Origin of the sequence: Vibrio sp. CCB-PB317, from assembly GCF_022808245.1 — a bacterium.
In the GTDB taxonomy this organism is placed as follows: Bacteria; Pseudomonadota; Gammaproteobacteria; order Enterobacterales; family Vibrionaceae; genus Vibrio; species Vibrio diabolicus.
This window is the reverse complement of sequence record NZ_JALGNU010000001.1, coordinates 1,264,485-1,284,031: the sequence shown is the minus strand read 5'-3', so window position 1 is coordinate 1,284,031 and position 19,547 is coordinate 1,264,485. Positions and strand designations below refer to the sequence as shown.

The 19,547-nt window shown below is 44.6% G+C and carries 21 protein-coding genes; 1 reads left to right on the top strand and 20 read right to left on the bottom strand.

Annotation, left to right across the window (positions count from 1 at the left end; all coding sequences use genetic code 11):
• Positions 1–131: 131 nt before the first annotated feature.
• Positions 132–2,552, bottom strand: a complete 2,421-nt coding sequence (locus tag MTR11_RS06005) for a hybrid sensor histidine kinase/response regulator (RefSeq protein ID WP_243327130.1) — start codon at positions 2,550–2,552, stop codon at positions 132–134.
• A gap of 53 nt (positions 2,553–2,605) precedes the next feature.
• Here MTR11_RS06005 and MTR11_RS06000 point away from each other — a divergent pair, with 53 nt between their 5' ends.
• Positions 2,606–3,217, top strand: coding sequence for a YecA family protein (locus MTR11_RS06000; RefSeq protein WP_005390772.1), 612 nt, complete (start codon positions 2,606–2,608; stop codon positions 3,215–3,217).
• A 73-nt stretch (positions 3,218–3,290) separates the two neighbouring features.
• Here the strand turns inward: MTR11_RS06000 and MTR11_RS05995 are convergent, their stop codons facing one another.
• From MTR11_RS05995 to ruvC, 19 genes are all read right to left on the bottom strand, one after another.
• Positions 3,291–4,457: a glutathionylspermidine synthase family protein gene (locus MTR11_RS05995; protein WP_243327129.1), complete on the bottom strand. Its 1,167-nt coding sequence runs from the start codon at positions 4,455–4,457 to the stop codon at positions 3,291–3,293.
• An 8-nt stretch (positions 4,458–4,465) separates the two neighbouring features.
• Entirely contained in the window at positions 4,466–5,035 is a 570-nt protein-coding gene (locus tag MTR11_RS05990; protein WP_167426745.1) for a DUF1190 domain-containing protein, read from the bottom strand.
• An 8-nt stretch (positions 5,036–5,043) separates the two neighbouring features.
• Positions 5,044–5,460 carry a DUF350 domain-containing protein gene (locus tag MTR11_RS05985; protein WP_005390766.1) on the bottom strand — a complete coding sequence of 139 codons (417 nt, stop codon included), beginning with the start codon at positions 5,458–5,460 and terminating at the stop codon, positions 5,044–5,046.
• The gene (locus MTR11_RS05980; RefSeq protein ID WP_243327128.1) at positions 5,460–6,503 is read right to left on the bottom strand and encodes a potassium channel protein; all 1,044 of its coding nucleotides are present in this window, start codon (positions 6,501–6,503) and stop codon (positions 5,460–5,462) included. The genes MTR11_RS05985 and MTR11_RS05980 overlap by 1 nt, the downstream gene beginning before the upstream one ends.
• A gap of 118 nt (positions 6,504–6,621) precedes the next feature.
• Positions 6,622–7,683 (bottom strand): quinolinate synthase NadA, encoded by a 1,062-nt coding sequence (gene nadA / locus MTR11_RS05975; RefSeq protein WP_005390762.1) that lies wholly within the window; start codon positions 7,681–7,683, stop codon positions 6,622–6,624.
• Between the two features lie 253 nt (positions 7,684–7,936).
• A complete protein-coding gene (ybgF, locus tag MTR11_RS05970) occupies positions 7,937–8,689 on the bottom strand; it encodes a tol-pal system protein YbgF (RefSeq protein WP_006742904.1) in 753 nt (250 codons plus the stop codon).
• Positions 8,690–8,704: 15 nt separating this feature from the next.
• Entirely contained in the window at positions 8,705–9,229 is a 525-nt protein-coding gene (gene pal, locus MTR11_RS05965; RefSeq protein ID WP_005378293.1) for a peptidoglycan-associated lipoprotein Pal, read from the bottom strand.
• A gap of 30 nt (positions 9,230–9,259) precedes the next feature.
• Positions 9,260–10,612, bottom strand: coding sequence for a Tol-Pal system beta propeller repeat protein TolB (tolB, locus tag MTR11_RS05960; protein ID WP_005390758.1), 1,353 nt, complete (start codon positions 10,610–10,612; stop codon positions 9,260–9,262).
• 12 nt (positions 10,613–10,624) lie between these two features.
• Positions 10,625–11,692 carry a cell envelope integrity protein TolA gene (gene tolA, locus MTR11_RS05955; RefSeq protein WP_046874744.1) on the bottom strand — a complete coding sequence of 356 codons (1,068 nt, stop codon included), beginning with the start codon at positions 11,690–11,692 and terminating at the stop codon, positions 10,625–10,627.
• Positions 11,693–11,705: 13 nt separating this feature from the next.
• Positions 11,706–12,149 (bottom strand): ExbD/TolR family protein, encoded by a 444-nt coding sequence (locus tag MTR11_RS05950; protein WP_243327127.1) that lies wholly within the window; start codon positions 12,147–12,149, stop codon positions 11,706–11,708.
• A gap of 3 nt (positions 12,150–12,152) precedes the next feature.
• On the bottom strand, positions 12,153–12,851 hold the full coding sequence (gene tolQ, locus MTR11_RS05945; protein ID WP_005378301.1) for a protein TolQ: 699 nt from the start codon (positions 12,849–12,851) through the stop codon (positions 12,153–12,155).
• The gene (gene ybgC, locus MTR11_RS05940) at positions 12,841–13,260 is read right to left on the bottom strand and encodes a tol-pal system-associated acyl-CoA thioesterase (protein ID WP_243327126.1); all 420 of its coding nucleotides are present in this window, start codon (positions 13,258–13,260) and stop codon (positions 12,841–12,843) included. Before ybgC ends, tolQ begins: the two co-directional genes overlap by 11 nt.
• Positions 13,261–13,432: 172 nt before the next feature.
• Complete coding sequence (ybgE, locus tag MTR11_RS05935; protein WP_041852976.1) at positions 13,433–13,735, bottom strand: cyd operon protein YbgE; 303 nt, start codon at positions 13,733–13,735, stop codon at positions 13,433–13,435.
• A complete protein-coding gene (gene cydX / locus MTR11_RS05930) occupies positions 13,728–13,835 on the bottom strand; it encodes a cytochrome bd-I oxidase subunit CydX (protein ID WP_000270284.1) in 108 nt (35 codons plus the stop codon). Before cydX ends, ybgE begins: the two co-directional genes overlap by 8 nt.
• A 12-nt stretch (positions 13,836–13,847) precedes the next feature.
• A complete protein-coding gene (gene cydB, locus MTR11_RS05925; protein ID WP_006742909.1) occupies positions 13,848–14,984 on the bottom strand; it encodes a cytochrome d ubiquinol oxidase subunit II in 1,137 nt (378 codons plus the stop codon).
• 17 nt (positions 14,985–15,001) lie between these two features.
• The gene (gene cydA, locus MTR11_RS05920) at positions 15,002–16,588 is read right to left on the bottom strand and encodes a cytochrome ubiquinol oxidase subunit I (RefSeq protein ID WP_012841977.1); all 1,587 of its coding nucleotides are present in this window, start codon (positions 16,586–16,588) and stop codon (positions 15,002–15,004) included.
• 461 nt (positions 16,589–17,049) lie between these two features.
• Positions 17,050–18,054 (bottom strand): Holliday junction branch migration DNA helicase RuvB, encoded by a 1,005-nt coding sequence (gene ruvB / locus MTR11_RS05915; RefSeq protein ID WP_031780162.1) that lies wholly within the window; start codon positions 18,052–18,054, stop codon positions 17,050–17,052.
• A 289-nt stretch (positions 18,055–18,343) separates the two neighbouring features.
• Positions 18,344–18,955, bottom strand: a complete 612-nt coding sequence (ruvA, locus tag MTR11_RS05910; RefSeq protein WP_012841979.1) for a Holliday junction branch migration protein RuvA — start codon at positions 18,953–18,955, stop codon at positions 18,344–18,346.
• A 67-nt stretch (positions 18,956–19,022) separates the two neighbouring features.
• Positions 19,023–19,544 (bottom strand): crossover junction endodeoxyribonuclease RuvC, encoded by a 522-nt coding sequence (gene ruvC, locus MTR11_RS05905; RefSeq protein WP_012841980.1) that lies wholly within the window; start codon positions 19,542–19,544, stop codon positions 19,023–19,025.
• Positions 19,545–19,547 lie beyond the last annotated feature (3 nt).

Genomic DNA, 19,547 nt, shown 5'->3' with positions numbered 1-19,547 from the left:
TCTTATGACAGAATCTAACAGCAGCGCTAAGCTCATTGAAAGTAAGGAAAAAATAGACGATTCAGCCAAAGGTTAGGTATGAAGAGTAAAGACAATTCATGATTGCGTTGAATCGCGCTATATGGATTAAGCTATGATGATGCGAGCAAGAGCGTTAATGTATCGATATCATCTTGGTTTGGAGACTGCTGACGCTTTAAGTTACGCCTTATTCGCTCGGCAACTAAAGAAACGTCTTTATTAGCATCTGGAGTGACTTGAGCAATAATCGCTGAAATAGCCTCTAGCGCTTCGTTGAGATGACCATTATCTAGAGCAACATAGAAGTTTAGTAGCCACTTTTCCGCATCAAGGATATTCGTTGTATTATCGCCAAAGTCCGACTGGTATTGGTATAACCGTGCTGCATGGAGATATAACGCATCATTTAATTCAGACTCCACAATTGGTTTCGCAATTATGTGGTCGGCTCCTACATTTATCATGCGCTCTTGTGTTTCTTTGAATACATCCGCTGTGCAGCCAAAGATCAGTACCGACTTTACAGGCGAACTCATCGCTCGAATGGCTGATATCGCCCCAACACCATCAAGAACAGGCATATGATTGTCCATTAATATCAAATCAAATGACTGAACGGCCACCTCATCGACGGCAAGCTGACCATTTTCAACACTTGTGCACTCAAAGCCTTTGGCTCTTAGGAAAGTTTCCATAATGATCGCATTTGTTCGGTTGTCTTCGACAATGAGCGCTTTCAAACCTTTGCAATTCAGCTTATGTGCATTGACTGCTTCCACTTTCCCAGGCTCACAAGGCGTAAGCGCGATCTCGACGGTAAAGGTTGTCCCGACATTCTCTTGACTCTGCACAATCACATGCCCTCCCATATGCTCGGCAATTTCTTTTACTATCGCCAAACCAAGCCCTGTCCCACCAAACCGCCTCGTCGTCGAGGACTCCGCTTGTTCAAAAGGACGGAAAATGCGTTTTTGCGCTTCTTGAGAAATACCGATACCCGTATCTTTCACCGCGAGAATAAGCTTGGTATCTGCCTTGCTCGATTTCTCGGTCAGCTCTACCTCTACGATGCCTCGGTCGGTGAACTTGACAGCGTTGTTTAGTAGGTTAAACAATACTTGGCGCAGACGGGCTTTGTCATTGTTGTACCAGCGCCCTGTTGGTAAATGAGACACGACTCTAAAACGAAGGCCTTTTTCTGCACATAGTGTTTGATAAACACTTTTTATGCTGCCGATGATCGACTCAATTGGGAAAGGCGTATTTTCGAATTCAACATGCCCTTGCTCAATTTTTGAGTAATCTAAAATCTCATTAAGTAACGTCATCATATGATCACCTGAGTCATAAAGTGTTCTCAGGTGCTTACGTTGATCATCGGTGAGTGGTGTTTTTAACAATATTTGAGCGGTTCCTAATACACCGTTCATTGGCGTACGAATTTCATGGGATAATGTGGCTAAAAATGCCGTTTTAGCGTTCGTCGAAGCCTGGGCTTTTATTCTCTCTTGCTCTAGATAGATGGTTTTTTCATTGAACTTCTCGATGAGCTGTCCAATTTCATCTTCGCTATCGTAGTCAATATCTATGATCCCGCCAGTTTTCGAGTCATCAATCTTAGCCGCAATACGGACAATCGGTTCGACAACGTAACGATTCAGCAAGTAATACCCGACCAGTACACACAAGAGTAAGAATGGAATGATCCTCCCCTCAACACTCATGACTTGTTCAAACACTTGATCGGCTACTTTAGCTTTCGCGTTGACAACTTCCATACGCCAATCGAACTCTCCAAAATCAAGCTCACTGACGTAAATTTCGTCTGTTAGTTGGAAGTTGTGCTCAATAATCACGTTCGATTCAGCATCGCGAACCACCACACCTAAAGAATGCAGGTTCGTGTGCTCTCGAATAAACTGAAAAAGTGCATCAAGTGATAAGTCTACCGTTACAACGCCAGCGAATTGACCGTTTTGATAATATGGGGAAGACGCAGTAATCATCTGAACCTGAGTAAAAGTGTCGATATAAACCGTAGACCAACTCACAGAACCAACTGGCGCGTCAGCAGCTGCCTTATACCATGGTTCATTGTCATAACCGCCAGATTCAGGATTATTGTAGGAGTGAATTTGGTCAATACCGCCATCACTGTTTTTATTGAAGAATAGGCTTTTATATCGCCATTGTTCAGCTTTGAGTTCTGGTTTAGGCCATACGCCACCACTGACGAGCATCTCATCACTCAATTGGAGAATATGCGGAATTGTTGTGTTGAGAGATTGAATTTTTTCTGTCCCCTGGGCGAGTCCTGCTAGGCTGCTCAATACACCAGTAGAGCTAAGGAGAGGCTCTTTAATCTCTAGTGCAAGCAGTTGGGTGCGTAACTCTAGGTTTTGCTCTAGCTTTTGCCTAACCGGAGGCTCGACAACCAAATAGGCAACAGAACCAATCGTTGCGATAAAGAAACACAGGTACAGTGTCAGGGCGAGAATGCTTTTTTTTCTAAGTGATGAGCGAATTTCCATAGATGTCTGTGAATCATTCCCTAATATCGATTTATCACAAATTGATTGGTAAGATGAGCGCAATCAACCAGCCCATTAACAAATGGTATTCTATTTTGAAACTACAAGACATCCTTTCTCTCCCAGAACTTGACGGTAAACTACTAAACCTAGCAAAAACTCAAGGCTTTGTAACAGCGATGGCTGCTGCGCCAAACGTATTAATGCCTCAAGAGTGGTTGCCATTCTTATGGGGTGGTGAAGAAACAGCGCCATTTACTGACGGTGAGCAATTAGAGCAATACATTGATGAGATTGTACAAATGTGGAACCAAACTCGTCCTGCTCTTCTAGAAGGATCTTGGCAGTGGCCTGAAGGATGCGCGTTAGATGAACAAGATATTGTAACAAGCCAGACCCGTGATTTCTGTGAAGGTGTATTACAAGGTTGGCAACTTGCTCGTGATGACTGGGAAACGCTAATGCCAGAGGACAGCGAAGATAATGCTCTGCTCGGCGGTGTTTTGCTTTCTCTTACGATGCTTTACGATCCAGAAACGACCATTGAAACGTTGGCAGAACAAGGCATGGAAGGCTTAGAACAGTTTGAAGAGATCTTCAATGCCATGCCAGTGATGCTATGTGGTCTTACTCAGCGCGGTGTTGCATTAGCTGAAGAACAATAAGACACAACGCTGTCGACCATCAAGATTGAACCGCTGAATAGACAAAAGCTCTCTGGATGGAGAGCTTTTTTGATCATGTTAAAATCACATGTGGAATGTATCGCGCCATATCTTGCGTGACTAAGCTAGTGTCTTCCCGAATCGAAATCCCAGCGGCTCTATCGTTGACTAGCCAGCTGCCAATTAATGTATGGCTTTGCCCAAACTTGGGTAACGGATGATACTGCTGGACGATATTGAATTTAGATTCATAAGGCCCTGCTGTTTTGAGTATGCGTTTCCCACCTTTGACGACCTCAATATTTGCGCCTTCTCGAGAGAATAGTGGTTTGATTACATAGTCTTTCAAAGTGTTCGCTTTTGAATCGTTAGCAAAATAGGCAGGTAAAAGATTAGGATGATTCGGAAAGCGCTCCCACAATAACGGTAAAAGTGCTTTGTTGGATAGAATCGACTTCCACATGGGTTCTAACCAATTCACTTTCGCGGTCGCTAGGTATTTCGCATATTCCTCTTCAAACATAAACTCCCACGGATAAAGCTTGAACATCCAACGAATCGCTCTGTCATCTGCATCCACAAACAGACCATCTTCCGTCGCACCAATATCTTCGACATAAACAAACGCCGTCGCTAACCCAGCTTCGCGCGCGCAATCTTCTAAATACTGGACAGTCCCTTTATCTTCTTCAGTGTATTTGCAGCAGCTAAAGTGAAGGGTTTGCCCGGGTTGATATTTGGCTATCTCGGAAAAACGCTCAATCAAAAAGTCTTGAAGAATGTTGAATTGATCCGCGCTCTGGTGAATTAGACCTTTATTTACAACATCCTCTAACCACACCCACTGCCAAAAACCCGTTTCAAACAGGCTGGTCGGCGTATCCGCATTGTTCTCCAGTAACTTAGCTGGCGAAGTTCCGTTGTATGCAAAATCCAGACGCGAATAGAGTGAGGGTTCATTTCGGTGCCACGAAGAAGCAACCTGCTCCCACATAAATTCAGGGATCGCACATTGCGTCAGCAACCTCTCACTCCGAACTACTTCATCCACAATAGCCAAGCACATCTGATGCAGCTCTTCAGTGGGCGCTTCAATATCGTTCTCTATTTGCTCAAGCGTGAATTGATAGTAAGCACTCTCATCCCAATACGGTTGGTCATACATGGAATGGAAGCCAAAACCAAACTGGCGTGCTAACTCACGCCAGTTTTCTCGTTCTTGTATTTCTCGTCGAAACATAGTGCTTATTAACCGCCTCGGCTGACCGATACCGCTTTACCAAACCCGCCTCGAGACATTGCTCTACCAATAGTTCCGCCACCACGTTTATTTAGGTTACTGGTCGCAACCTTCGTCGGCTGATTACGATAGGAACCAAAAAATTGTCCGGCACCATTATAGAATTTGGATTTATAGCGATACATTGGTTCAGAGTAATAGCTCTTGTTGTAACCTTTCAAACCGCTCAGTGCGCGACTGTAAAAGAAGCCCCCAAAGTGAGGCACATAAGATCGGGAACTGGAACTGTAGTAACAATCGTCTTCGTAAAAGTCATTTTCACATTCGAACTCATTGTTGTAGCGAGGGGCATTTCGTTCGGCTCGAGCCAAAGCTTCTTGATAAGCAATATCGCACTGCTCACTGAACTCTGGCGAGTTTGATTTGCATTCATCAGCGTCAGAAAAAATGTAGCCTTCGGTTTTCGATTCTTGTGTCGCAAAGAAGAAAATACCGCCAAAAGCAGCAAAGGGAATAATTTTCCCAAGCTTTAAACTTTTGTCCATGGAAGAACGTTTAACGTTAGAACTCCGCTTCATCGTTCCTCCTAGTACGTCATACAAGCGGCATTTAATACACCGACCGATATAGAAACAGCCGCTAATACAATACCGGCAGGCAGCTCATCTTTTTCGATACGCTCAGTCACTTTTGGAAGTAAAACAAAACGTACAATCGCAAATGCAATGATCTGCGCCAGCATTGCAACAACGCCCCACACCATAAAATCGACAATGTTGACTGAGTTTTTTGCCGCCCCCGAAATCGCAATACAATAACCAAGAAATGCACCACTTAGTGCAATCGCTGCCGCTGTATTTTGCTTTTCTTTGATCAGGTGCCATTCATCGTAAGGCGTAAGCTTGACGTAGATGAACTTAAACGCCAAAACGAAAATAATAGAAACAGAAAAATAGAGTAAAAAGTTGGGAAAACCTGCTAACAGGTCAGCAATCATGTGCATTATTGTTCCTTGTTCATTTCTTTCCATGCAAAATCTTCAATACGTTCATCTGCAATGTAAAACAGCTTGGTACTCGGTGGTACTTCTGCATCTAAATCTGGGTTGAGTTGGATACCATGGCCAATGTCAAAAGCAATTAGCGTGGCATGATGACGTCTTTTGAGAAAAACAAAGAGACTCTCAACAGTAGTTACTGGCAGCCTTTCAGGATAAATAACCGAGTATTGAGTCATGCCTCGTGTTGAAGCTAATAGCTCTTGGTGAAGTGCACTTGAGCCTGGATCTACCGCCGCTTTTGCCAACATTTCTGCGCCAACAGCAGGTATGCATTCCGCTTTAGGACAGTGTTGACTTAAAAGACGGCCTAACGCCTCATCTTTAAAGTAAGCGACCAAATGTGCGGAAGGATTCACAGAAGCACAGTACAGCGCGGCTGACAGCGTGATATCGTCCGAGAGGTTATCAACAATAACGCAAGCTGCTTCAGCAATATTGGCGTTTTTCATCTCTTGTGAATCCGTGTAGCTGGTCACTTTGATAAAACTGATCTCGCCTGGTAACGGGTTTTCTATTTCTGAACGGCTGCACAAAACAATCGGACGCTTCCCCTCTTCTTCATGTTGTAACATGCGAATAAGGTGCATCGTTCTCGATCCATTCCAACCCAACAATACAATATGGTTTTCCACTCTTACTCTCCGTTTTCCTAAAATACCCGCTCGCCAGTAATCCATCGCTGCTCCAGCGACACGTCCCAATAATGCAGCGAATAGGCTCAAGCCGCCTGGGATCACAAACAGTACAACAACCCATTTACCCAAATCTGTCACTGGAGAATAATCGCCATAGCCAACCGTACTCGCCGTAACCATAAGGTAATAGATAAAGTTAGAGAAGCTGTCTGTTAATGCGGTTTCACCAGCGAGAATGAGCAACCCCCAAGAAACGCTCACATATAAGCCACTAAAGATGAGAAGACTTCGGTTGCTCAATTTAAAAAGGTGTGAACTAAGCCACTTTTTAACTACTAACCACACCGCCATAAATTTATAACCTCGACATTCATTGATTGCATCAATAGTAACTCATTGATAGTAAGACACAAAAAAACCAGCCATATTCGGCTGGTTTTTGAGATTTACTTTCAGTTACGCCTACTTTTTAAGCATTACCTTTCACTTGCATATTTAGCTGCTCAGCAAAGTCCAACATACGATTTAACGGAATGAGCGATTTAACACGCAATTCTTCATCAACAAAGATCTCGTGTTCTTCACCGCCTTCACTAAGCGCTTTCTCTATCGCTTTCAAACCGTTCATTGCCATCCAAGGGCAGTGTGCGCAGCTACGGCATGTTGCGCCAGCACCTGCGGTTGGAGCTTCGATAAGTTCTTTCTCTGGCACAAGTTGCTGCATTTTAAAGAAAATGCCTTTGTCTGTCGCAACGATCATTTGTTTGTGAGGAAGCGCTTTCGCTGCTTTGATCAGCTGACTCGTTGAGCCAACGGCATCGGCAAGTTCTACGACACTTGCTGGTGATTCAGGGTGAACCAAAATAGCCGCATCTGGATACACGCTCTTCATTTTGCGTAGCGCATCAGCAGAAAACTCATCATGAACCACACACTCACCTTGCCATAGCAGCATGTCTGCGCCAGTTTTATTAGCGATGTACGATCCTAAGTGACGGTCCGGTCCCCAAATAATTGGCTTATCTTCAGCGTCTAAGTGTTCCACGATTTCAAGCGCAATGCTTGATGTAACGACCCAATCGGCACGAGCTTTAACAGCAGCAGACGTATTTGCATAAACCACAACCGTGTGATCAGGGTGAGCATCACAGAACTCACTGAACTTATCCGCTGGACAGCCAAGATCGAGCGAACATTCCGCTTCCAACGTTGGCATTAGAATTCGCTTTTCTGGTGTTAGGATTTTGGCCGACTCGCCCATAAAGCGAACACCGCCAATGATCAGTGTGCTTGCAGGATGACGATTACCAAACTTCGCCATTTCCAACGAGTCACCAACAAAACCACCCGTTTCTTCCGCTAGGGCTTGAATCTCAGGATCGGTATAATAGTGTGCGATAAGTACCGCATCCTTTTCTTTTAGCAGCTTTTTAATGCGCTCAATGTAAGACGCTTTTTCTTCTTCGCTTAATGGAACTGGCTTCGGTGGGAATGGGTAAACAGTGTCGATTTTATCTAATATATGGCTCATTGCTCTTGCTCTACGCAACTTCCTTTAATCCGAGTATTGTAACCTCGTTAATTTTCAAAAACCAACTTGTCGCGGGGATTTCTAGCTATCTAGCCGTATATCTTTGTTACAGGTAGCATTTCTGATTGAAAGAATCCGTTGCAAGATGGGGGTAAAAGGCTCGATGCCATTCCTCTCGATTTATTCGATCACCACCGATAAAGAAACGGAAAAGAAAAAGGAAGCCGAAGCTTCCTTTTTAAAACATAACGTCTTACAGCTTAGAGCTGGCAAGTTTTGCAGATGCACTACCTGGGTATTCATCAACCACTTGTTGGTAGTACTTTTTCGCTTGAGCTGCATTGTTATTACGCTCAGCGATTTCACCTAACTTGAGCAAAGCATCGGCTCGCTTATTGGAGTCTTTATAAGACACCACCGCAGCAAAGCTCTTTACAGCATCTTTGTCCTGCTTCTTAGCGAAGTACAATTGGCCTAGCCAATAGTGAGAGTTCGCTGAGTATGTGGAGTCAGGATAATCTTTCTGGAACTGCTGGAACGCTGCAATTGCGCCAGTGTAGTCACGTTTCTTGAGAATGAGGTCGACTGCATTTTGGTATGCCGTTTGCTCATCAACATTTGGTGTGTACTGACCACCTGTTTTAGCCGGTTTCGCTTCTTGCGCAGGCGCGGATTTGATTTCTCCACGCACACGATCTAGCTCGACAAACAACTCTCGTTGACGTTGCAACATTTGCTTCATTTCGTAGCTATTTCGCTCTAATTGACCACGTAATTCACTGATCTCTTGTGACATTTGGTCAATTTGCTGTTGCATTTGGAGCTGAACGCGATTGCGGTTTTGTAGCAAGCGCTCTAGACGCTCTACTTCCGTTTCAGATGAACGGCTCTTAGAGACGGATGATGTGCTGTTGAGATCGGATACTGGAGCTGGTGCAGCGAACGCAAAGTTCGCTGCACTTGCCAGTAACGTAAGCGCAACAGCGCGCTTAGTGTTACTGAACATGAGGATTACCTCGAATTAGTATACTAGAACCGCGCGACGGTTCTTAGCGTAAACTTCATCTGATTGACCTAGAAGAAGTGGCTTCTCTTCACCGTAGCTAACGATTGAGATTTGGTCAGCTTGAACACCTAGTGCTTGTAGGTAGTTCGCTACTGCTTGTGCACGACGCTCACCTAGAGCGATGTTGTACTCAGGAGTACCACGCTCATCAGCGTGACCTTCGATAGTTACGTTAAGTGCTGGGTTCTTGCTTAGGTAAGAAGCGTGAGCCGCTAGCATCTCTTCGTAATCTGCTGCAATTGTTGAGTTATCAAAAGCAAAGTAGATTGTTTGAGTTTCACGTAGCGCTTGCTCTTTTAGCTCTTGCTCTGTTAGCTGACCGCTTTGATCAATTGGCGTAGCTACTGTTGTTTCAACTGCGCCATTGTTGTTTGTTGCTGCACCAGTGTTAGAAGCAGCGTCGTCGCTTGAACTACACGCTGTAACAGCCATTACAGGAAGCGCGATTAGTAGCCCTTTTAGAACCTTGTTCAGTTGCATCTTATTTTCCTTTATTAATCAAACTTATTACTACAAAAACGGTGACCATGCAGGCGCTCTAACACGCCCATTTGTTGCCGGTAATCTAGCTTTGAATCGACCATCAATTGACACCATCGATAGTACGTTTTTCTTGTTGTAAATCGAGCTATACACAACCATGCCACCGTTTGGGGCAATACTAGGAGACTCATCAAGCAAGGTCTTAGTTAAGACTTGAAGAGCACCAGTTTCCAAATCTTGTTTCGCCAAGTTAAATCCTGCGTTACTGCGGTTCACCATTACTAGGAATCGCCCATCAGGAGTAATCTGGCCACCCAAATTTTGGCTGCCTTGCCAAGTCAAACGGTCAATAGAACCGCTGCCCAAATTTACTTGATAAATCTGTGGTTTACCACCCCTATCCGATGTGAAAATCAACGATTTTCCATCTGGATGCCAGAACGGTTCAGTATTATTTGATCTGCCACGCGTAATTTGCGTCAGCTTGCGAGTGTTAAGATCGAACGTGTAAACATGAAGCGAGCCTGTCTTAGAGAGAACAATCGCTAACTTATTGCCGTCAGGCGAAAATCTTGGCGCACCATTATGACGTGGGTATGACGTAATCTTCTCACGCTCACCGGTGTAGATGTTCATGATAAAGATTTCTGCTTGACCATTTTGGAAGCTAACATACGCAAGCTTTTTACCATCTGGCGACCATGCTGGTGACATTAATGGTTGCTTAGAACGTAAAACCAAGCGCTCGTTGTAACCATCGTAATCAGCCACACGAAGTTGGTAAGGGAAACGGTCTTTATCATTCACCACCACGTATGCAATACGGGTCATGAAGGCACCACGGTCACCCGTTAACTGCTCATACACCAAATCAGAGATGCGGTGAGCGTACTCACGCATGCGAGGGCCTTGAACGGTCGCGACCTTATTGAACAGCACATGATCTTTTGACAGTACTAATTCGCCATCGCTACCAAGCGCTTTACTTTTTCCACCCGTTAGCTGACCACGCACAATATCAACAAGTTGATAGTTGATAACGTAATCACCTTGAGCATTTTGTTTGATTGAGCCAGTCAGCAGAGCATCTACACCTAAATTAGTCCAGGCATCAAAATTGACTTCTGATTCACTGAACGGAGTTTGTGGCATCTTGCTCGTTGGAACGGGGCTGAACTTACCACTGCGTTGCAAATCCGAGGCAATAACAGCAGAAATATCCGTTGGAAGCGCTTGAGTACCCTCCCACTTAAACGGAACAACAGCAATTGGTCGTGCTGAATCAATACCATCGGTAATGACCAACTCTAATGCGGCATTCGCCACATTTGTCATACTGCTAAACAGTACAAACATTCCTAGTAAAAGGCGTCTAATCACGTCTTATTCCTTTTAGTCCAAAGCAACAGTTATGTTGATGTCTTTTAGTCTTTCGTTTACTGCAGCTTCTGAAGATTTAGGGAACGTCCCTACCTGAGCTATCGCTCGCTTCGCCGCTGCACATACTCGAGTATCACCACTCAAAACGGTAACACCAGAGACCATCATATCAGTTCCTGTCGGAATCAATTTGATGTTTACCCTACACTCCTTTCCCAGCAAGTAGTCATCCTTAATCAACTTTTGCTGAATATTTTGAGTATAGATGGATGACATTCGAGAAAGTTCATCGTCAATAAATTGATTTCGAGCAGCACTATTTTTACTAACCTCATCCTCAAGACCCGCAAAAATATCATCTAGCGCGGCTTCTTGTGCTTTACGCTCGCGCTCCGCACGTTCTGCAGCTTCTCTCGCTTTGCGCTCTCGCTCTGCCGCTTCTTTTGCCGCTTTCTCTTTTGCAATGCGCTCTTTTTCAGCTTTTTCAGCGGCTTCACGCTCACGACGTGCTTTTTCTTCCGCTTCTTTTGCTGCCTTTTCACGAGCTAGACGTTCTTGCTCAGCTTTTGCTATAGCGGCTTCTTTCGCTAAACGCTCCTGCTCAGCTTTACGCACAGCTTCTTCTTTTGCCTTACGCTCTTTTTCTAGCTTAGCAGCTCGCTCTTTTTCTTTGCGAACGCGTTCTTCTTCCTGCTTGCGCTCTTGTTCTTTTTTCTTACGTGCAGCTTCTGCTTCTCGTGCCGCTTGAGCATCTTTCGCTTGCTGTTCTTTCAACTTGCGAATTTGCTCTTCTTCAGCTTTACGGTTTTTTTCTAGCTGCTCTGCTTCGCGTCTCAATTTATCAAGACGCTCTTGTTCTTTTTTTGCTGCCTTTTCGCGTTGCTGGCGAATTTCTTTCGCTTGTTGCTGCACAAGTTTTGGATCGATGACAACAGCTTGAACCATTTGCCCTGTAGGCTCTGGTTTAGACATGTTGAAGTCCGTCCCCCAAAGCAGGGCTGCAACTAGAATTGCATGCAAACCAACCGATATTGCTATCGGTTTGGCGTATTGGTTGGGCTTCTTCTTGTGATCTTTCATAGATAATTGATGTCTATTCCCTGATATCGGTCATTAGACCCACCTTAGGGATACCAGCTCGACTTAGTTCATCCAGTAATAGAACAACATCGGCATATGGTGTTGCCGCGTCGCCACCTACCGCAACTGGTGAATCTGGCTTAACCTCTCGCTCCGCTTTCACTCGCACAATAACATCTTGCAACGACAAACCTCGCTGAACTTCTTCATCGTTTACGCTTAGGCCTAAATTACCCTCGCTATCAATTTCGATGATGATAAAACTACTGTCAGTTTCGCCAGCAAGGTCTTGTATAGATTCAGCGGTCGATGTTTTCGGAAGATCAACATCGACGCCTTGAGTCACAAATGGAGCGGTCGCCATAAAAATGATCAACAGTACGAGCATTACGTCAATGTACGGAACAACGTTGATCTCCGCTGTCATTTTTCGCTTTTTAGGTTGATAACCCGCCATGCTTTATTCCTTATCCGCGCTGTCTCGGCCAGCCATCGCTTGACGATGAAGGATGCTGTGGAATTCTTCAGAAAATGTTGCGTAAGTGTGCTCTAGTTTGCTCACTTTATTGCTTAGGCGGTTGTAGGCCATTACAGCCGGGATAGCCGCAAATAGACCCATCGCTGTCGCGATCAATGCCTCGGCGATACCCGGTGCAACCATAGACAACGTAGCTTGTTTTACTTCACCCAACGCAATAAAAGCGTGCATGATGCCCCAAACGGTACCAAATAGGCCGATGTAAGGACTGATAGAACCGACTGTCGCTAAGAACGGTAAGCTTGTTTCTAGTTCATCAACTTCACGAGAGACAGCAACGCGCATTGCGCGGCCAGTGCCTTCCATGATGTACGCTGGTGAGTTTGCGTTGCTCTTACGTAGACGAGCAAACTCCGTGAAACCTGCGTAAAAAATTTCTTCTGTGCCTTCAATTTCGTCTTTACGCGCTTTTACTTTTTGGTAAAGCTGAGAAAGATCAGTACCCGACCAGAATTTGTCTTCAAACTGCTCTGCATTCTTTGAGGCTTGAGAAAGCACTTTGCTGCGCTTGATGATCATTGCCCATGACACAATTGACATACCAAGCAACGTCAGCATCACAAGCTTTACCAACAGACTAGCCTGAAGAAAGAGATCTAAAATGGAAATATCAGCAGTCACTATTTGTTAGCTCCGAATTTATAAAGGTTGGAATAGCTATTGGTTTCATTTTCTTATTATCGATACATGCTACCTTAACAGAGGCCTTGCACAATATCTTGCCTTGATCATTGACCAACTCTTGACAGAATTGCAGGGAAGCACGTTTTATTTCTGACACTCGGGTTAATACTGTCAAATGCTCGTCCAGCCTTGCCCCTTGGTTGAAATCAATATCCATGTGTCGGACAACAAAGCCGATATTTTGTTCCAGTAACACATGTTGAGAAATGCCTTTGGCACGTAACATTTCTGTCCGCGCGCGCTCAAAGAATTTTAGATAATTAGAATGATATACAACGCCGCCCGCATCGGTGTCTTCATAGTACACGGTGATCGGCCAGCGAAAGAGATTTGATGTGCCTAGCAAGGGAGTCCCAATATATTCAATTCTTTAAAGTAATTACTATAACTGAAGCGACAGCAATTGGTACCGAGCTAAGGGAATATTTTTGAAATTTGTAGAAAAAATAAAAGCTAGGCGAAATACCTAGCTTTTATTCGATGATTTAGTAACCGACTTTATTACAGCGTATTTCAGCCTAAAAGAAATAAAGTGCCGTTAAATAAATTAAGATAGCTAACGAAAAGTAGGGACTAAACAAAGCTTGCCAGTACCAGTTTCTCGGTTTGAAGCCCACACCGTAAACCATGCTTGAGCATACAGACCAAATCAGTGCTGGTGCGATGATTGAGTTAAAACCACCAATTGCTTGATGGTAAGCTTCAGGATCCCACATCACCAATCCTACATGCATAAAGCCAAGGATGAGAGATAAGACTCTTAACAGAGTCTTATCCATCGGAGCGTGAAGTTGCGCTACCTTATCAGCGAGATTACTCACTGTCTTTGTCCATCATTTCTGAGTGCTCTAACCAAAGAGCGTTGATGATACCGAATGCACAAGCAAGTAGTACACCTAGAATCCATGCGAAATACCACATAGTAAATGCTCCTTAGTAAAGTGAGTTTTTGTTGTCTTCAATGTACTGATCATCAAGGCGACCAAACATCTTGTAGTAAGTCCAAGACGTGTAACCAAGGATGATTGGCACCATAACAAACGCAACGCCTGTCATTAGGTTCAGAGTCAGTTCAGATGACGTTGCATCCCACATTGTTAAGCTGTGGCTTGGCATTAAGTCTGAAGGCATGATGAATGGGAACATCGCAAAACCTGCAGTAAAGATAACGCCAGCAACACCCAGACTTGAAGTAATGAACGAAATCGCACATTTTTCAAGACGAGATGCCAATACGGCAAGAAGCGGCATTGCGACACCTAGTACAGGAGCAGCCCATAGTAGTGGGTAGTTTTCAAAATTCTTCATCCACGCACCAGCTTCACGGATTACCTCTTTGTTTAGAGGGTTAGAAGCTGCATTAGTGTCGATACCGCCAACAATGACGTAACCATCAATATTTTGGATCCAGAAACCAGCAGCTACAAACGCTGCAACCGTCAGTAAACCAGCCAACTGAGCAACGTTGCGAGCACGCACATGCACTTCGCCCGTTGTTTTCATTTGTAGCCAAGTCGAACCTTGCATCAAAATCATGAACAAACTAACTAAGCCACACAGCAGTGCAAATGGGTTTAGAAGACCAAAGAATGAGCCATGGTATGTTGGCATCAAGAACTCACTCAATTGGAATGGTACACCCTGTAGTAGGTTGCCAAACGCTACACCAAAGATGATTGGTGGAACAAAACCACTGATTGAGATACAGATATCCCAGGTATTGCGCCATTTTGGATCTTCAATTTTAGAGCGGTAGTCTAGGCCCAGAGGACGAAGCCATAGCGCTGCTAGTGTCAAAATCATCGCTAAGTAGAAGCCTGAAAATGACGTTGCGTAAACCAAAGGCCAAGCTGCAAACAATGCACCACCAGCAGTGATAAGCCAAACTTGGTTACCATCCCAGTGAGGGGCAATTGAGTTAATCATGACGCGACGTTGCGTGTCGTTTTTACCGATAATAGGTACAAGCGCGCCTACACCCATATCGAAACCGTCTGTTACTGCAAAACCAACTAGTAGAACACCGATTAGTACCCACCAGATGAGTCGCAAGATTTCGTAATCAAACATGTTGTTATCTCCTTACCTTACGCTTCTACTTGGCGACTAACTTTGTCTTCAACAGAGTCAGCATTTTGCTCGAAGTGGTAGCGACCCGTTTTCAGGCTACTTGGGCCTTTACGAGCGAATTTCAACATTAGGTAAACTTCTGCAACCAGGAATACCGTGTATAGCGCCAGAATTGCGAATAGTGAAGTCCAGATTTCACCTGCAGTTAGTGCAGAAGCTGCAACATGCACTGGTAAAATTTCACCTACAGCCCAAGGCTGACGGCCGTACTCAGCGACGAACCAACCCGCTTCAATTGCAATCCAAGGTAGTGGAATGCTAAATAGTGCAGCTTTTAGAATCCATTGTTTCTGTTCAATCTTCTGACGACACGTTTGGATAAACGCCGCACCAAAGACAAACAACATGATGAAACCACAAGCAACCATGATACGGAATGACCAGAATAGCGGCCATACTGTTGGGATTGAGTCATCCGCAGCAGCTTGGATTTGCTCTTCTGTCGCATCAACAACATTGTCTGTGTAGCGTTTTAGAAGTAGACCGTAACCTAGGTCACCCTTCACTTCATCAAACGCAGTCATGTTTTCTTCTGACTTGTCGCCCGCACGAAGCTTCTCAAGAAGTTCATAAGCGTACATACCGTCACGAATACGATCGACGTGCTCATCACGTAGGTCACGAAGACCTGTTACTTGCTCATCAAAAGAACGTGTCGCGATGATACCCATTACGTAAGGGATCTTGATTGCGTAATCTGTGTGCATGGTTTCTTGGTTAGGAACACCAAACAACGTAAACGCTGCTGGAGCTGGTTCTGTGTGCCACTCTGCTTCAATTGCAGCAAGCTTCACTTTTTGAACTTCACCAAGCTCGTAGCCAGATTCGTCACCAAGAACGATGGTAGATAAGATAGCTGCAATACCGAAAGATGCAGCGATAGCAAATGAACGACGAGCAAACGCAATGTCACGACCTTTTAATAGGTAGTATGAACTGATGCCTAGAATAAACATTGCGCCACAAGTGTAACCAGAAGCAACCGTATGCACGAACTTAACCTGAGCAACTGGGTTTAGTACAACTTCAGAGAAGCTTACCATTTCCATTCGCATGGTTTCGAAGTTGAAGTCCGCGCCTACTGGGTTTTGCATCCAGCCGTTTGCGATAAGAATCCAAAGTGCAGAGAAGTTAGAGCCCAACGCCACAAGCCAAGTAACCGCTAAGTGTTGACGTTTAGATAGACGATCCCACCCGAAGAAGAATAGACCAACAAAAGTTGACTCCAGGAAGAATGCGACAAGGGCTTCGATCGCTAGCGGCGCACCGAAGATGTCACCTACATAGTGGGAGTAGTAAGACCAGTTCGTACCAAACTGGAATTCCATGGTAAGGCCTGTCGCCACACCAAGTGCAAAGTTAATACCGAATAGCTTACCCCAGAACTTGGTCATGTCCTTGTAGATTTGCTTGTTCGTCATTACGTACATCGATTCCATAATGGCCAGAAGGAAGGCCATACCAAGGGTCAATGGTACGAATAGGAAGTGATACATCGCTGTCAGTGCAAACTGCAACCGCGATAGATCAACTACGTCAATCATGGTAACTCCTATGTGTCGGCTGAATGACACTCTCTACATATTGCAATCCATATTCAAGTGTTATTTACACTTGAAAAATGTTGAATTATCACAACTCATTGTTGCAAAAATGTGCTTCATTGGTTAGTTAATTGTTAAGCATCAGCTAATATAGCTAGGGCTAATATTACTTGTAAAAACAGATTGTTTCAAAAGGTTTATAGCCGGAATGCGCTTTGATATACATCAATGTTTATGCGCGGAATTTGCACAAAAATCCATCACATTGATCCAGATCAACCAGTATTAGATACGGATGTTAAGAGAGAGTAATCAGGAGAGAAATTAACCAGTTGCGAGCAAACATAGAGTTAACAATCAATGCTTTTTACTTACTAAACTGGTATGAGAAGAAATTCAAAAAATGTGAGTTTGGTCAACTTTAATGAAGCGCTGGGCCGCAAAGGCCCAGCGCGGGAATCTTATTTTTCAATTCCGAAATGCAAATACGCACGATCTGTCGCGATTCTTCCACGTGGAGTGCGTTGTAAATAACCTTGCTGAATAAGATAAGGCTCAAGAACGTCTTCGATAGTATCCTTTTCTTCACCTATCGCTGCCGCCATGTTATCGAGTCCGACCGGACCACCACCAAATTTCTCCATAATTGCGAGTAGTAGTTTGCGGTCCATATAATCGAAACCTTCGGCGTCCACATCAAGCATATTCAGCGCTTTGTCGGCAACCTCTGCACAAATGTGACCATTTCCTTTCACTTCCGCATAATCGCGAACACGACGTAGTAGACGGTTAGCAATACGTGGTGTGCCACGTGCACGTCTTGCCACTTCCAATGCGCCTTCAGGTTCCATTGACAAACCTAAACAATCCGCGCTGCGCTGCACAATATCTTGTAGGTCTTTTATCTTATAAAATTCAAGACGCTGAGTAATACCAAAACGGTCTCGTAATGGTGACGTTAAAGAGCCCGCTCGGGTCGTTGCACCAATCAAAGTAAACGGCGGCAAATCGATCTTAATAGAACGAGCGGCCGGACCTTCACCGATCATAATATCCAGTTGATAATCTTCCATCGCCGGATACAGCACCTCTTCAACCATCGGGCTTAAGCGGTGAATCTCATCGATGAACAACACATCGTTTTCTTCTAGGTTGGTTAGTAACGCGGCTAAATCCCCTGCTTTCTCAAGTACAGGGCCCGAAGTGGTGCGAATGTTCACTTCCATTTCATTGGCAACGATATTCGCAAGTGTGGTTTTACCCAAACCTGGAGGACCAAAAATCAAAAGGTGATCAAGTGCTTCACTACGTAACTGAGCAGCTTTAATGAAGATCTCCATTTGGTCACGGACATGGTCCTGACCTTGGTAATCCGCTAATTTTTTTGGCCGAATAGCACGGTCAATGACATCTTCATCACGAAAGGCAGGGTTTTCTGGCGCGATTAAACGATCGGCTTCAATCATCTTTTTACCTTGAAAAATGGTTACCTGAGAGAATAATGCCGCTCGTTTAACAGCAAGTGGCATATTTTTTCTATATCTCGTCATCCTGTACAGCGACGAAGGAGCGTGATACAGGATCTTCTATCCGAGCGGTTTATGGTCAAATTGTTTCATTAACCGCTCAGCGTGCTGCTATTAGATTCCCAGTCTCGCTAGGCTCGCTGGAATGACACAAAAAATATCGTTAAGCGATTGGCATTAACCTTAGAGAATGAGTTATCTTGAACAAATGCTCACTGTGAAACCAGCGTTACACCATTGATTTTAGAGCTTCACGGATCATTTGCTCACTGCTCATGTCCGGTTTAGCGATCTGAGACACCACTTTCGACGCTTGAGTCGGCTTGTAACCCAAAGCTAGAAGCGCGCTAATTGCCTCTTCTTCCGCGTTGTTGGATGTCGCACCAGAATCCGCAGGAGCAGCATCCGTAAATGGTGTAAATAGATCGCCAGCGCCCCACCCTTTCAAGCGGTCTTTCATTTCAACAACCAATCGCTCTGCGGTTTTCTTGCCAACGCCTGGAAGCTTAACCAGCGTAGAAACGTCTTCATGTTCCACACAAGTAACAAATTGCGTTGCTGTCATACCAGAGAGAATACCAAGACCGAGTTTAGGACCAACGCCATTGGCTTTGATCACTTCACGGAAAAGTGCGCGTTCTTTTACTGTGTTGAAACCGTATAGCAATTGTGCATCTTCACGGACGACAAAGTGAGTATAAATAATGGCTTCTTCGCCAACATTTGGCAGCTCGTAAAAACAGCTCATTGGCATCTGGACTTCATAACCGATGCCATTAACTTCAATTAATACTTCAGGTGGTTGTTTTTCAATCAGTGTGCCACGAAGACGTCCAATCACTATAAATACTCTTTGGAAATGAATTTGCGACAGGATAATAAAGAACTGGATAGACATCCAGTTAATTTTATCGGTAGCGCCCTTTTCTAGCACTGGTTGCTTTGCCCGCTAAGGCAACGAGGGTTTTGTTCGTATTGGCATGACAAATCGCCACACCTAAAGCATCGGCTGCATCCGCTTGAGGCTTGGCGGGCAGTTTAAGCATCTGCTGAACCATATGCTGAACTTGCGCTTTGTCCGCACCACCAGTACCGACTACAGCTTGCTTAATAAGACGCGCGGCGTATTCATATACCGGCAACTCTGCATTCACCGCAGCAACAATTGCGCTGCCACGAGCCTGGCCAAGCTTTAATGCTGAATCCGCATTTTTAGCCATAAACACTTGTTCAATCGCAAATACGTCCGGTTGAAACTGAGTAATGATTTCCGTGACGCCAGCGTAAATCTGCTTAAGACGGCCCGGAAGTTCTTTTTCTGAAGTACGAATACAGCCACTACCAAGGTATTGCAAATGGCGTCCATTTTGACGAATGACCCCATAACCGGTAATGCGTGAACCTGGGTCAATGCCCAAAATAATTGACATGAA

Excerpts from the sequence above, each read along its gene's own strand:
- tolA (WP_046874744.1), bottom strand. The coding sequence starts at position 11,692 with ATGAAAGATCACAAGAAGAAGCCCAACCAATACGCCAAACCGATAGCA.
- MTR11_RS05990 (WP_167426745.1), bottom strand. The coding sequence starts at position 5,035 with ATGAAGCGGAGTTCTAACGTTAAACGTTCTTCCATGGACAAAAGTTTA.
- ruvB (WP_031780162.1), bottom strand. The coding sequence starts at position 18,054 with ATGATTGAAGCCGATCGTTTAATCGCGCCAGAAAACCCTGCCTTTCGT.
- cydB (WP_006742909.1), bottom strand. The coding sequence starts at position 14,984 with ATGTTTGATTACGAAATCTTGCGACTCATCTGGTGGGTACTAATCGGT.
- cydX (WP_000270284.1), bottom strand. The coding sequence starts at position 13,835 with ATGTGGTATTTCGCATGGATTCTAGGTGTACTACTTGCTTGTGCATTC.
- pal (WP_005378293.1), bottom strand. The coding sequence starts at position 9,229 with ATGCAACTGAACAAGGTTCTAAAAGGGCTACTAATCGCGCTTCCTGTA.
- MTR11_RS05950 (WP_243327127.1), bottom strand. The coding sequence starts at position 12,149 with ATGGCGGGTTATCAACCTAAAAAGCGAAAAATGACAGCGGAGATCAAC.
- ruvC (WP_012841980.1), bottom strand. The coding sequence starts at position 19,544 with ATGTCAATTATTTTGGGCATTGACCCAGGTTCACGCATTACCGGTTAT.
- MTR11_RS06005 (WP_243327130.1), bottom strand. The coding sequence starts at position 2,552 with ATGGAAATTCGCTCATCACTTAGAAAAAAAAGCATTCTCGCCCTGACA.
- ybgF (WP_006742904.1), bottom strand. The coding sequence starts at position 8,689 with ATGTTCAGTAACACTAAGCGCGCTGTTGCGCTTACGTTACTGGCAAGT.
- MTR11_RS06000 (WP_005390772.1), top strand. The coding sequence starts at position 2,606 with ATGAGCGCAATCAACCAGCCCATTAACAAATGGTATTCTATTTTGAAA.
- MTR11_RS05995 (WP_243327129.1), bottom strand. The coding sequence starts at position 4,457 with ATGTTTCGACGAGAAATACAAGAACGAGAAAACTGGCGTGAGTTAGCA.
- MTR11_RS05985 (WP_005390766.1), bottom strand. The coding sequence starts at position 5,460 with ATGCACATGATTGCTGACCTGTTAGCAGGTTTTCCCAACTTTTTACTC.
- cydA (WP_012841977.1), bottom strand. The coding sequence starts at position 16,588 with ATGATTGACGTAGTTGATCTATCGCGGTTGCAGTTTGCACTGACAGCG.
- nadA (WP_005390762.1), bottom strand. The coding sequence starts at position 7,683 with ATGAGCCATATATTAGATAAAATCGACACTGTTTACCCATTCCCACCG.
- MTR11_RS05980 (WP_243327128.1), bottom strand. The coding sequence starts at position 6,503 with ATGGCGGTGTGGTTAGTAGTTAAAAAGTGGCTTAGTTCACACCTTTTT.